Source organism: Pseudomonas sp. SDO55104_S430 (assembly GCF_054070595.1).
In genome coordinates, this window is sequence record NZ_JBSVXG010000182.1 from 1 (window position 1) to 11,655 (window position 11,655).

Consider the following 11,655-nt stretch of genomic DNA (forward strand, 5'->3'; position numbering starts at 1 on the left):
ACATTTTCACCGCGTTCGTCTGACCGACGCGGTCAACTGTGGGAGCGGGCTTGCTCGCGAAGCTTTTGAAGACGGCTCATTCCTCCGCGCTATGCACCACCACCAGCAACTGCGCCTGAACCTCCCCCACCGAACGAATGCGATGCGGCTTCTGTGAATTGAAATGCAGCGCATCGCCCCGGCTGAGCAGCACCCGCTCGCTGACGAAGTCCACTTCCACCTGCCCTTCGTGGACAAACAGAAACTCCTCTCCCAGGTGTTCCTTGAAGGTTTTGTCGCTGAATTCCGTCGGCGGATAGATGATGAACGGCAGCAGGCTGCGCTCGCTGACCTGATGGGCCAGCACCGCGTAACCCGGGTTGCTGTCGCTGGCACCCAGAGGCTGACGCTCGTGACTGCGCACCAGGCTGTAGCTGTCCAGGCTGACGTTGTCCTCGGAAAACAGCTCCTCGACCTTCACGTTCAGGGCCTTGGCCAATTTCAGCGCCGCCGCGATCGACGGCGTGTTCAAGCCGCGTTCGACCTTCGACAGATAGCTCTTGGTCATGCCCGATTGTTCGGCCAAGGCCTCGAGAGTCACGCCAAGTTTTTTTCTCAATAATTTCAAACGGATAGACATTTGGAGCGATTAATCCATCAAGGAGGTGACGAATTGTCCTTGCTCATGACACAAGGTGTCATATAGCATCTTTCGTGTCATCTGCATGACCCAACCAAAGAGGACACCGATATGGCCAAGACATTAGCACTGCCCAAAGATCAACTGGTCAAGCAAGCGCTCAGCCAGATGCAAAACACTCTGGCGGATAATACGTGGACCGACCGGCAAAAGCTGGCCCTGACCTGCCGCATTCTGTTTGAGAACGGCCATGATTCCGGCCTTGCCGGGCAGATCACCTCACGCGGCCCGCAGCCAGGTACCTATTACACTCAACAGTTGGGTCTGGGTTTCGACGAAATCACCGCGAGCAACCTGCTGCTGGTCAACGAAGACCTGGAAGTGCTCGAAGGCCACGGCATGCCGAACCCGGCCAACCGTTTTCATAGCTGGGTCTACCGCGCCCGCCCGGATGTGAACTGCATCATTCACACCCACCCGACCCACGTCGCGGCGCTATCGATGCTGGAAGTACCGCTGCAGATTTCCCACATGGACCTCTGCCCGCTTTACGAAGACTGCGCGTTTCTCGAAGGCTGGCCGGGAGTGCCGGTGGGTAACGAGGAAGGTGATCTGATTGCCGGCGCCCTGGGCGACAAACGCGCGGTGCTGCTTTCCCACCACGGCCAGTTGTCCACTGGCAGCACCATCGAGGAGGCCTGTGTGATCGCCCAACTGATCGAGCGCGCCGCCAAGCTGCAGTTGCTGGCCATGAGTGCCGGGACTATCAAGCCGATCATTCCCGAACTCGGCCGCGAAGCCCATGACTGGATCGCCCGGCCCAAGCGTCACGCCGCCGCGTTCAACTACTACGCCCGGCAGAATCTGCGTCGTCACGCCGATTGCCTGAACTGATCCCAGCCCCTTTTCAACGGAGAATCCCTTATGTCCAGCGCAAACATTCACGGCATCATCGGCTACACCATCACCCCGTTCACCGCCAATGGCGAAGGTGTCGACCTTGACGCACTCGGACGTTCCATTGACCGTCTGATCGAGGGCGGCGTGCACTCCATCGCGCCACTGGGCAGCACCGGCGAAGGTGCTTACCTGAGCGATGCAGAGTGGGATCAGGTCGCCGAATTCAGCATCAAGCACGTGGCGAAGCGCGTGCCGACCGTGGTCAGCGTGTCCGACCTGACCACCGCCAAGGCCGTGCGTCGCGCCCGTTTCGCCGAAGCCCACGGCGCCGACGTGGTGATGGTATTGCCGACCTCGTACTGGAAACTCAGCGAAGCGGAAATCCTCGCCCACTACCGCGCCATCGGCGACAGCATCGGCGTGCCGATCATGCTCTACAACAACCCGGCCACCAGCGGCACCGACATGTCCGTGGACCTGATTCTGCGCATCGTCAAGGCGGTGGAAAACGTGACCATGGTCAAGGAGAGCACCGGGGACATCCAGCGCATGCATCAACTGCAACGCTTGGGCGAAGGCCAGGTACCGTTCTACAACGGCTGCAATCCATTGGCGCTGGAAGCCTTCGCCGCCGGGGCAAAAGGCTGGTGCACGGCAGCGCCGAACCTGATCCCGCAGCTCAATCTGGATTTGTACGACGCGGTGCTGGCCAACGATCTGGGTAAGGCGCGGGAGCTGTTCTATCGCCAGTTGCCGCTGCTGGATTTCATCCTCAAGGGTGGCTTGCCAGCGACGATCAAGACGGGACTGCGTCAGACCGGGCTGGAAGCGGGTAATCCGCGGTTGCCGGTGTTCCCGTTGGGTGAGGCGGGTTGCGAGCAGTTGCAGGGTTTGCTGGCGGCGCTGCGCTGAAAATCCGGATCCGCCGCCAGCCACAAGGTTGGCGGCGGGTCAGGAACAGGCGATCAGAGTGACAACAGAGTCTTGTCCTTGATCACTTTGGTCGGGCCGTTGGCCTTCACGGCGGCGATGCCTTTTTCCATGGCGGACGCCGAGGAGTAGGACTCGCTGCTGCCGATGATCTCGTGGTTGCCGGCCTTGAGGTTGAAGTAAGGATGGCCATCCCTGGTGGTCTTTTTCTCGTAGCGCTCGTCCAGGGGGCTGTTGGCCTGGACCGATGCGATGCCTTTGTCGGCCGCGGCGTGGGTGGTGTACAGCTCGCTGCTCAGAATGGTCTCGGCGTTGGCCGCCTTGAGCACGAAACGGAATTGGCCGTTGCTGCTTTTGCTGACTTCGTACCAGCCGGACATGCTTTATCTCCTGGGCGATTGAGGGGGGTGCGCTTCAGAGTAAAGACCAGCCTATTGTTTCTGTCGCCAGTTCCGGCCCCTTCGCGAGCAAGCCCGCTCCCACAATGGATTGATGTACACAAATCCACTGTGGGAGCGGGCTTGCCCGCGAAGAGGCCATCAGCGTCGACACAAAACCCTCTACTTCACCACCGCCCGCACCACCGACAACTCTTTCGCTGCCACCCGCCGCTGACTCAGATACCGCGTACAACTCACCCGCAGGAACGAAGCAAAATTCACCACCTCCCCGCGATAGTCCATCACCTCTTCATACAGCTTGGCGATCAACTGGTTGGTGGTCATGCCATCGACTTCGGCGATCTCGCTGAGGATGTCCCAGAACTGATTCTCCAGGCGCAGGGTGGTCACAACACCGCAGATGCGCAGCGAGCGGGAGCGCGATTCGTAGAGAATCGGGTCGGCTTTGACGTAGAGCTCGCACATGGGCGGGTCCTCGTTACAGGGTGATTTTGGTGCCCAGCAAACCGAGGAAACCGGCGAGCCAGCTCGGGTGGGCAGGCCAGGCCGGCGCGGTGGCCAGATTGCCCTGAACATGACCGTCCGTCACCGGGATGTCGATGAACGTACCGCCGGCCAGGCGAACTTCCGGCGCACAGGCGGGATACGCGCTGCACTCGCGGCCTTCCAGTACGCCGGCCGCGGCGAGCAATTGCGCGCCGTGGCAGACGGCGGCGATCGGTTTGCCGGCCTTGTCGAAGGCGCGCACCAGTTCCAGGACCTTGTCGTTCAGGCGCAGGTACTCCGGCGCACGGCCGCCGGGGATCAGCACGGCGTCGTAATCTGCTTCCCTGACCTTGGCGAAGTCGAAGTTCAGGGCAAACAGGTGGCCGGGTTTTTCGCTGTAGGTCTGGTCGCCCTCGAAGTCGTGGATGGCCGTGCGCACGGTCTGGCCGGCGGTCTTGTCCGGGCACACGGCGTGCACCGTATGGCCGACCATCAACAGCGCCTGGAACGGCACCATCACTTCATAGTCTTCGACGTAATCGCCGACCAGCATCAGAATTTTTTTCGCGGCCATGGGAGGACTCCTTTGGGATTTTGCACGGGGAGTATTCAAGGTAGTCCTTATCCGGTGGGGCGGGTAATAACCGCCTACTACGCACAACGCGAACGTAAACCTGTGGCGAGGGGGCTCGCCCCCGTTGGACTGCGCAGCAGTCCCATTTTTTGGGGCCGCTTCGCGGCCCAACGGGGGCAAGCCCCCTCGCCACAATGCCCTCATCGCTCGTTCAATCTCTTAACTGACTGGCATTAGGGCAAGCCCCCTCACCACAAGGTATTGACCGCAACTGTACGGATGTTTCTTCGGCCAGCTGTAAGCGCCAAAAACGGTGGTTTATGGCTAGATGAAGGCTCTTCCAATCACAACAATTCCGGTTGCCATCATGTCCTCCCGCGAAAACACCGGCATGGCCCTGGGCCTGCTTGGCGTCGTCATTTTCAGCCTCACCCTGCCCTTCACGCGCATCGTCGTGCAGGAACTTCATCCGCTGCTCAATGGCCTGGGTCGAGCGCTGTTCGCGGCGGTGCCGGCGGCGATTCTGTTGTTGTGGCGTCGGGAAAAATGGCCGACCTGGAGACAAGTCAGAGGCCTCAGTATGGTGATTGCCGGGGTGATTCTGGGCTTTCCTGTGTTGTCGGCCTGGGCGATGCAAACCTTGCCGGCGTCCCATGGGGCGCTGGTAAACGGTCTGCAACCGCTGTGCGTGGCGCTTTACGCCGCTTGGCTGTCCCATGAGCGTCCGTCGAAAGCCTTCTGGGCGTGTGCAGCGCTGGGCAGTGCATTGGTGCTCGGTTACGCGCTGATCAGCGGTGCCGGCAGTATTCAGGCCGGGGATCTGCTGATGCTCGGGGCGATTGCGGTGGGTGGCCTGGGTTATGCCGAGGGCGGCCGGTTGGCCAAGGAAATGGGCGGCTGGCAGGTGATCTGCTGGGCGCTGGTGCTGTCGACCCCGCTGCTGATCGGTCCGGTGTGGTACCTGGCGCTGCAACATCAGGGCGAAGTCTCGGCCAAAACCTGGTGGGCGTTTGGCTATGTTTCGCTGTTTTCGCAGTTCATCGGGTTCTTTGCCTGGTACGCGGGGCTGGCGATGGGCGGGATTGCGCGGGTCAGTCAGATCCAGCTGCTGCAGATCTTCTTCACCATCGCGTTTTCCGCGCTGTTCTTTGGCGAACATGTCGAGCCGATCACCTGGCTGTTTGCGGCCGGCGTGATCGTGACCGTAATGCTGGGCCGCAAGACCGCCATCAAACCCGCACGCACCGCCACCGCATAACCCTGTAGGAGCGAGCAAGCTCGCGATGGAGGCACAGACACCGCGGGGCGTCAGGCAGCCAGCGTTATCGTTGACGACCATCGCGGGCAAGCCTCGCTCCCACACGTTTACGCGGACCTTGTAGGAGCTAGCTTGCTCGCGATGGAGGTGCAAACACCGCGGGGTATCAGGCAGCCAGCGTTATTGTTGGCGACCATCGCGAGCAGGCTCGCTCCCACAGGTTTTTATGTTCCTGCGGGGAAGTGGGTTACTTCAGGTACCCATCGGCCCGCAGCAGCGTTTCCAGGCAGTGTTCGGTGATGTGGTAGAAGTCCTTCAGCTCCTGAATCTTCGCCAACAACGCCGTCGGGTCCACCGGTTCGGCGCGTTTGACCGCCAGGATCATCTTGTTCTTGTTGGTGTGGTCCAGTGAGATGAACTCGAACACCTTGGTCTCGTAGCCGCAGGCTTCGAGGAACAGCGCACGCAGGCTGTCGGTGACCATTTCCGCCTGTTGGCCCAGGTGCAGGCCGTATTGCAGCATTGGCTTGAGCAGCGCCGGGCTCTGGATCTGCAGGCGGATCTGCTTGTGGCAGCACGGCGAGCACATGATGATCGACGCCCCAGAGCGGATGCCGGTGTGGATCGCATAGTCGGTGGCGATGTCGCAGGCATGCAGGGCGATCATCACCTCCAGCTCGCTCGGCGCCACGCTGCGCACGTCACCGCACTTGAACACCAGCCCCGGATGATCCAGCTTTTGCGCCGCGGTGTTGCACAACTTGACCATATCCTCACGCAACTCGACCCCGGTCACCTCGCCCTCGGCGTTCAGGGTGTTGCGCAGGTAGTCGTGGATGGCGAAGGTCAGGTAACCCTTGCCCGACCCGAAGTCCGCCACCCGCACCGGCTTGTCCAGCGCCAGCGGCGAAGAGGTCAGCGCATGGCTGAACACTTCGATGAATTTGTTGATCTGCTTCCACTTGCGCGACATCGCCGGAATCAGCTCGTGCTGCTTGTTGGTCACGCCCAGGTCGGCGAGAAACGGCCGGTTCAGGTCGAGAAAGCGGTTCTTCTCGCGGTTGTGCTCGGCGGACGGCACTTCGCGCAATTGCTGGGGTTTGCTCTTGAACAGCGAGCTCTTGCCCTTTTTGCTGTATTCGAGCTGCGCTTCGTCGGTCAGAGAGAGCAAATGCGCATTTTTGAAGGCGGATGGCAACAGCCCGGCGACGGTCGCCACGCCCTCTTCCAGCGGCAGGTTCTTGGTGATGTCGCGGGTCTTGTAGCGATAGACGAAGGACAGGCAAGGCTGCCCCTTCACCGCCACCGCCTTGATGATGATGCGCTGCAGATCCGCCTCATCGCCGACGTACTTGGCCAGCACCAGCTTGATGAAGGCGTTTTGCGCAAGGCTGGTTTGCAGCAGATCGATGAACTGGGCGTGATGATCCGGCGCGAGGCTGGCGGGAGTAGCGGTAACAGACATGGAAAAAACGGCCTCAGGGCGGGGCGGATCGGGAATGGCGAGTATTTTAGGGGGGATGGCGGTTGAGGACACGTAGTTATTTACGAACGGCGACTTGTACTCAGCGCAGATCCATTGTGGGAGCGGGCTTGCCCGCGATTGCGATCTGACATTCAGAATTGATGTCGACTGATCCACCGCTATCGCGGGCAAGCCCGCTCCCACAGGTTCAATTGTCAGTGGGATCAGTGATTAGCCCAGAACTATCAGCCGATTCGGCAATTCGTTACGCACATGCGTCACCGGCACATGCACCTTGAGCAACTCTCCACAGGCCTCGACGCAATTGACGAAGCCCTGCAAGGTCTGCCCCTCACGTACCTGGCGGGTGAAATCGGCGACTATCGTGTCCCAGCTCTTGTTGTCCAGGCGGCTGGAGATGCCCTCGTCCACCAGGATTTCCACATAGCGCTCCGCCTCGGATACGAAGATCAGGATGCCGGTGCTGCCCACGGTGTGGTGCAGGTTCTGTTCGAGGAACTGCCGCCGCGCCAGGTTCGAGGCGCGCCAGTGGCGGACCGAGCGCGGGATCAGGTGGGTGGTAATCTTCGGCACGCGAAACAGCAGGCAGAGAACGATGAAGCTGATCCATTGCACCAGCAACAGACTGTGCGTGGTCAGCCAGCCAGTCAGGTAATGCACGATCCCCGGCACCACCAGCGCCAGCAGGCTGGCCCAGAGCAGCGGGATGTATGCATAGTCGTCGGCGCGGGCCGCAAGTACCGTCACCAGCTCCGCGTCGGTGTCGCGCTCGACCCGGGCGATGGCCTCGGCGACCTTGCGTTGTTCGTGTTCAGTCAGTAATGCCATGTCGAAAAGTGCCTGCTCATTATTATTGTCACCAGCCGCCGGACGAACCACCGCCCCCGAAACTGCCTCCGCCGCCGCTGAAGCCCCCGCCTCCGCCGCCCCCACCGAAGCCTCCGCCGCCAAATCCGCCTCCGGAACCACCGGAACCGCCACGACCGGCGGGAAGGATACCCAGCATCTGGCAGACAAACACCGTCAGGATGAACAACAGCACCAAAAACACGAACAGTGCCGGATGCCGCGAGATGAAGTCGTCCTCCGGATCGCCAGTGGATTCATATACCGTCGAGGGTTCATCCAGGGGATTGCCGCCCAGCACCACCAGCATCGCCGCCACGCCGTCGCTGATGCCTTTGCTGTAGTTGCCGGCCTTGAACGCCGGAGTGATGACCTGGTGAATGATCACCGAACTCTGGGCGTCGGTCAGCCGGTCTTCCAGGCCGTAGCCCACTTCGATGCGTAACTTTCGCTCGTCCCGGGCGACGATCAGCAGCGCACCGTTGTTCTTGTCTTTCTGGCCGATGCCCCAGAAGCGCCCGAGTTGATAACCGAAATCGGCGATGTCGGTGCCCTGCAAATCGGGCAAGGTGACTACCACCAGTTGCTCGCCGGTAGCCTTCTCATGGGCAGCCAGCTGTTGCGTCAACTGCTCGCGCACCGAAGGCTCGATCATCTGGGCGTTGTCCACCACCCGCCCGGTCAGCGCCGGGAACGTCAATTCGGCCTGAGCCGCGAGGGCAAACAGCCACAGTATCAGCACCAGGCCCAGCTTCATTGCGCGCATTGGCAACCTCATCCGTGCCCCCTACGCGGGTTCAAAACTTCACTTCGGGGGCTTTTTCAGAGCCCGGCGTTGCTTCGAACGTCTCGCGAATCGGCAGGCTGCTGTACATCACGCTGTGCCACAGACGACCGGGAAAGGTGCGGATCTCGGTGTTGTACTTCTGCACCGCGAGGATGAAATCGCGCCGGGCCACGCTAATGCGGTTCTCGGTGCCTTCAAGCTGGGATTGCAGGGCCAGGAAGTTCTGGTTGGCCTTCAGGTCCGGATAACGCTCGGACACCACCATCAGGCGGCTCAAGGCCCCGGTGAGCCCGTCCTGGGCCTGCTGGTACTGCTTGAGCTTTTCCGGGTTGTCCAGGGTTGAGGCATCGACTTGGATCGACGTGGCCTTGGCCCGGGCCTCGATCACCGCCGTCAGCGTTTCTTGCTCGTGGGCGGCATAGCCCTTGACGGTTTCCACCAGGTTGGGAATCAGGTCGGCGCGACGCTGATACTGGTTCTGCACCTGACCCCAGGCAGCTTTCGCCTGCTCATCGAGGGTCGGGATGTTGTTGATGCCGCAGGCGGTCAGCAACGTCGCCATCACCAGCAAGGTGGCGATCTGCAGCCTCGACCGGTAAGACTGTCTAGCATTCATCACAGTGATACTCCGTTCACATTACCTGGAAAAAACAACCGACGACCCTCTCGGCCGGCTCTTGGGGCATAATCCGCCGCGCCACTGGATTGCATCGGGACAATGGGCTAAAAGATGCCCTGCGCAAAAAACATCCGGCTTGCGGCACCTTTTAAGGCGGCCGATTTCAGATAAGCACCCGAACAACAATAGACGCTCCCTAACTTTTGGCTGACCGGCGCGTGCATCGCCGCTTGGGCCCTTGAGAAAACTATTCATGAAGAAGCTGTGTTTGCTGGGTTTGCTCGTCAGCCTGGCCAGTCATAACGTATTGGCCGCTACGACGCCCCCGCCGCTGGAAAAAAAGGACGCCTTCATCAGCAACCTGATGAAGCAGATGACCCTCGACGAAAAAATCGGCCAGTTGCGCCTGATCAGCATCGGCCCGGAAATGCCCCGGGAGCTGATCCGCAAGGAAATCGCCGCGGGCAACATCGGCGGCACGTTCAACTCGATCACCCGACCGGAAAACCGTCCGATGCAGGACGCGGCCATGCGCAGCCGGCTGAAGATCCCGATGTTCTTCGCCTACGACGTGATCCACGGTCACCGCACCATTTTCCCGATCCCGCTGGCCCTGGCTTCGAGCTGGGACATGGACGCCATCGGCCTGTCCGGGCGCATCGCCGCCAAGGAAGCCGCCGCCGACAGCCTCGACATCACCTTCGCGCCGATGGTCGACATCTCCCGCGACCCGCGCTGGGGCCGCACCTCCGAAGGTTTCGGTGAAGACACCTATCTGGTCTCGCGTATTGCCGGGGTGATGGTCAAGGCGTTCCAGGGCGCCGGCGCCAATGCTGCCGACAGCATCATGGCCAGCGTCAAGCACTTCGCCCTGTACGGCGCGGTCGAGGGCGGTCGCGACTACAACGTCGTCGACATGAGCCCGGTCAAGATGTACCAGGACTACCTGCCGCCATACCGCGCCGCCATCGACGCCGGTGCCGGCGGGGTGATGGTCGCGCTGAACTCGATCAACGGCGTGCCGGCCACCGCCAACACCTGGCTGATGAACGACCTGCTGCGCAAGGAGTGGGGCTTCAAGGGCCTGGCCGTGAGCGATCACGGGGCGATTTTCGAGCTGATCAAGCACGGCGTCGCCGCCGACGGTCGCGAAGCGGCGAAGCTGGCGATCAAGGCCGGCATCCACATGAGCATGAACGACACCCTGTACGGCAAGGAGCTGCCGGGGCTGCTGAAGTCCGGCGAGATCAAGCAGAGCGACATCGACAACGCCGTGCGTGCGGTACTCGACGCCAAGTACGACATGGGCCTGTTCAAGGACCCGTACCTGCGCATCGGCAAGGCCGAGGATGATCCGGCCGACACCTACGCCGACAGCCGCCTGCACCGCGCCGAGGCCCGTGACGTGGCCCGCCGCAGCCTGGTGCTGCTGAAGAACAGCAACGAAACCCTGCCGCTGAAGAAAACCGCGAAAGTCGCCCTGGTCGGCCCGCTGGCCAAGGCGCCGATCGACATGATGGGCAGCTGGGCCGCCGCCGGGCGTCCGGCGCAGTCGGTGACTCTGTTCGATGGCATGAGCAACGTGATCGGCGACAAGTCGACGCTGATCTACGCCCGTGGCGCCAACATTACCAGTGATCCGAAGATTCTCGGCTACCTGAACTTCCTTAACTTCGACGCTCCGGAAGTGGTCGATGACCCGCGCCCGGCCAAGGAGTTGATCGACGAAGCGGTAAAAGCTGCCAAGGATGCTGACGTGGTGGTCGCCGCCGTGGGTGAATCCCGTGGCATGTCCCACGAATCGTCGAGCCGTACCGACCTGAACATCCCGGAAAACCAGCGCGAACTGATCCGTGCCCTGAAAGCCACCGGCAAGCCGCTGGTGCTGGTGCTGATGAACGGCCGTCCGCTGTCGATTCTGCAGGAGAACGAACAGGCCGACGCGATTCTGGAAACCTGGTTCAGCGGCACCGAAGGCGGCAACGCCATCGCCGACGTGCTGTTCGGCGACTACAACCCGTCGGGCAAACTGCCGATCACCTTCCCGCGTTCGGTGGGTCAGATTCCGACCTACTACAACCACCTGAGCATCGGGCGGCCGTTCACGCCGGGCAAACCGGGCAACTACACCTCGCAGTACTTCGACGACACCACCGGCCCCCTGTTCCCGTTCGGTTATGGCCTGAGCTACACCGATTTCAGCCTGAGCGACATGGCGCTGTCGTCGACCACGCTGAACAAGACCGGCAAACTCGACGCCAGTATCACTGTGAAAAACACCGGCAAGCGTGACGGCGAAACCGTGGTGCAGTTGTACATTCAGGACGTGACCGGCTCGATGATTCGTCCGCTCAAGGAACTGAAGAACTTCCAGAAAGTGATGCTCAAGGCCGGCGAACAGAAAGTCGTCCACTTCACCATTACCGAGGACGACCTGAAGTTCTACAACACCCAGCTCAAGTACGCGGCGGAACCGGGCAAGTTCAATGTGCAGATCGGTCTGGATTCCAAGGATGTGACGCAGCAGAGTTTTGAGCTGCTCTGACGTAACCCTGACTGATCGTTCCCACGCTCCGCGTGGGAATGCCTCAGGGGACGCTCCGCGTCCAGCGACGCAGAGCGTCACGGGCTGCATTCCCACGCAGAGCGTGGGAACGATCACCAATTGCTGTAATCCTCCGAACGCCACAAAAACCTGTGGGAGCGGGCTTGCCCGCGATGACGGCAGCACATTCAACATTAATGTTGG

12 protein-coding genes are annotated in these 11,655 nt (G+C 61.1%); 4 read left to right on the forward strand and 8 right to left on the reverse strand.

What is annotated here, in order from left to right:
• Window positions 1-76: 76 nt before the first annotated feature.
• The gene (locus ACW9JE_RS23600) at window positions 77-619 is read right to left on the reverse strand and encodes a helix-turn-helix domain-containing protein (RefSeq protein WP_224536959.1); all 543 of its coding nucleotides are present in this window, start codon (window positions 617-619) and stop codon (window positions 77-79) included.
• A 111-nt stretch (window positions 620-730) separates the two neighbouring features.
• On the opposite strand from ACW9JE_RS23600, the gene ACW9JE_RS23605 reads away from it, so the two are divergent.
• Entirely contained in the window at window positions 731-1,513 is a 783-nt protein-coding gene (locus ACW9JE_RS23605; RefSeq protein WP_224536961.1) for an aldolase, read from the forward strand.
• Window positions 1,514-1,543: 30 nt separating this feature from the next.
• Window positions 1,544-2,431: a dihydrodipicolinate synthase family protein gene (locus ACW9JE_RS23610; protein ID WP_457434117.1), complete on the forward strand. Its 888-nt coding sequence runs from the start codon at window positions 1,544-1,546 to the stop codon at window positions 2,429-2,431.
• 53 nt (window positions 2,432-2,484) lie between these two features.
• Here ACW9JE_RS23610 and ACW9JE_RS23615 read toward each other — a convergent pair whose 3' ends face one another.
• The 3 genes from ACW9JE_RS23615 to ACW9JE_RS23625 form a co-directional block, all read right to left on the reverse strand.
• On the reverse strand, window positions 2,485-2,829 hold the full coding sequence (locus ACW9JE_RS23615) for a YegP family protein (RefSeq protein ID WP_224536964.1): 345 nt from the start codon (window positions 2,827-2,829) through the stop codon (window positions 2,485-2,487).
• 180 nt (window positions 2,830-3,009) lie between these two features.
• Window positions 3,010-3,315 (reverse strand): ribbon-helix-helix domain-containing protein, encoded by a 306-nt coding sequence (locus ACW9JE_RS23620; protein ID WP_224536965.1) that lies wholly within the window; start codon window positions 3,313-3,315, stop codon window positions 3,010-3,012.
• A 13-nt stretch (window positions 3,316-3,328) separates the two neighbouring features.
• A complete protein-coding gene (locus ACW9JE_RS23625; protein WP_224536967.1) occupies window positions 3,329-3,910 on the reverse strand; it encodes a DJ-1/PfpI family protein in 582 nt (193 codons plus the stop codon).
• 367 nt (window positions 3,911-4,277) lie between these two features.
• Here ACW9JE_RS23625 and ACW9JE_RS23630 point away from each other — a divergent pair, with 367 nt between their 5' ends.
• Window positions 4,278-5,168: a DMT family transporter gene (locus tag ACW9JE_RS23630; protein ID WP_224537019.1), complete on the forward strand. Its 891-nt coding sequence runs from the start codon at window positions 4,278-4,280 to the stop codon at window positions 5,166-5,168.
• Between the two features lie 247 nt (window positions 5,169-5,415).
• Here ACW9JE_RS23630 and ACW9JE_RS23635 read toward each other — a convergent pair whose 3' ends face one another.
• The 4 genes from ACW9JE_RS23635 to ACW9JE_RS23650 form a co-directional block, all read right to left on the reverse strand.
• Window positions 5,416-6,633 (reverse strand): class I SAM-dependent methyltransferase, encoded by a 1,218-nt coding sequence (locus ACW9JE_RS23635; protein ID WP_457434118.1) that lies wholly within the window; start codon window positions 6,631-6,633, stop codon window positions 5,416-5,418.
• A 231-nt stretch (window positions 6,634-6,864) separates the two neighbouring features.
• Entirely contained in the window at window positions 6,865-7,482 is a 618-nt protein-coding gene (locus ACW9JE_RS23640) for a TPM domain-containing protein (protein ID WP_457434119.1), read from the reverse strand.
• 28 nt (window positions 7,483-7,510) lie between these two features.
• Window positions 7,511-8,266 carry a TPM domain-containing protein gene (locus ACW9JE_RS23645; protein WP_457434120.1) on the reverse strand — a complete coding sequence of 252 codons (756 nt, stop codon included), beginning with the start codon at window positions 8,264-8,266 and terminating at the stop codon, window positions 7,511-7,513.
• A 31-nt stretch (window positions 8,267-8,297) separates the two neighbouring features.
• Entirely contained in the window at window positions 8,298-8,903 is a 606-nt protein-coding gene (locus tag ACW9JE_RS23650) for a LemA family protein (RefSeq protein ID WP_175376236.1), read from the reverse strand.
• A gap of 256 nt (window positions 8,904-9,159) precedes the next feature.
• On the opposite strand from ACW9JE_RS23650, the gene bglX reads away from it, so the two are divergent.
• Window positions 9,160-11,451, forward strand: coding sequence for a beta-glucosidase BglX (bglX, locus tag ACW9JE_RS23655; RefSeq protein ID WP_457434121.1), 2,292 nt, complete (start codon window positions 9,160-9,162; stop codon window positions 11,449-11,451).
• Window positions 11,452-11,655 lie beyond the last annotated feature (204 nt).

What these genes read in the sequence shown, in the direction of transcription:
- ACW9JE_RS23600 (WP_224536959.1), bottom strand. Translation starts at nt 619, where the DNA reads ATGTCTATCCGTTTGAAATTATTGAGAAAAAAACTTGGCGTGACTCTC.
- ACW9JE_RS23605 (WP_224536961.1), top strand. Translation starts at nt 731, where the DNA reads ATGGCCAAGACATTAGCACTGCCCAAAGATCAACTGGTCAAGCAAGCG.
- ACW9JE_RS23610 (WP_457434117.1), top strand. Translation starts at nt 1,544, where the DNA reads ATGTCCAGCGCAAACATTCACGGCATCATCGGCTACACCATCACCCCG.
- ACW9JE_RS23615 (WP_224536964.1), bottom strand. Translation starts at nt 2,829, where the DNA reads ATGTCCGGCTGGTACGAAGTCAGCAAAAGCAGCAACGGCCAATTCCGT.
- ACW9JE_RS23620 (WP_224536965.1), bottom strand. Translation starts at nt 3,315, where the DNA reads ATGTGCGAGCTCTACGTCAAAGCCGACCCGATTCTCTACGAATCGCGC.
- ACW9JE_RS23625 (WP_224536967.1), bottom strand. Translation starts at nt 3,910, where the DNA reads ATGGCCGCGAAAAAAATTCTGATGCTGGTCGGCGATTACGTCGAAGAC.
- ACW9JE_RS23630 (WP_224537019.1), top strand. Translation starts at nt 4,278, where the DNA reads ATGTCCTCCCGCGAAAACACCGGCATGGCCCTGGGCCTGCTTGGCGTC.
- ACW9JE_RS23635 (WP_457434118.1), bottom strand. Translation starts at nt 6,633, where the DNA reads ATGTCTGTTACCGCTACTCCCGCCAGCCTCGCGCCGGATCATCACGCC.
- ACW9JE_RS23640 (WP_457434119.1), bottom strand. Translation starts at nt 7,482, where the DNA reads ATGGCATTACTGACTGAACACGAACAACGCAAGGTCGCCGAGGCCATC.
- ACW9JE_RS23645 (WP_457434120.1), bottom strand. Translation starts at nt 8,266, where the DNA reads ATGCGCGCAATGAAGCTGGGCCTGGTGCTGATACTGTGGCTGTTTGCC.
- ACW9JE_RS23650 (WP_175376236.1), bottom strand. Translation starts at nt 8,903, where the DNA reads ATGAATGCTAGACAGTCTTACCGGTCGAGGCTGCAGATCGCCACCTTG.
- bglX (WP_457434121.1), top strand. Translation starts at nt 9,160, where the DNA reads ATGAAGAAGCTGTGTTTGCTGGGTTTGCTCGTCAGCCTGGCCAGTCAT.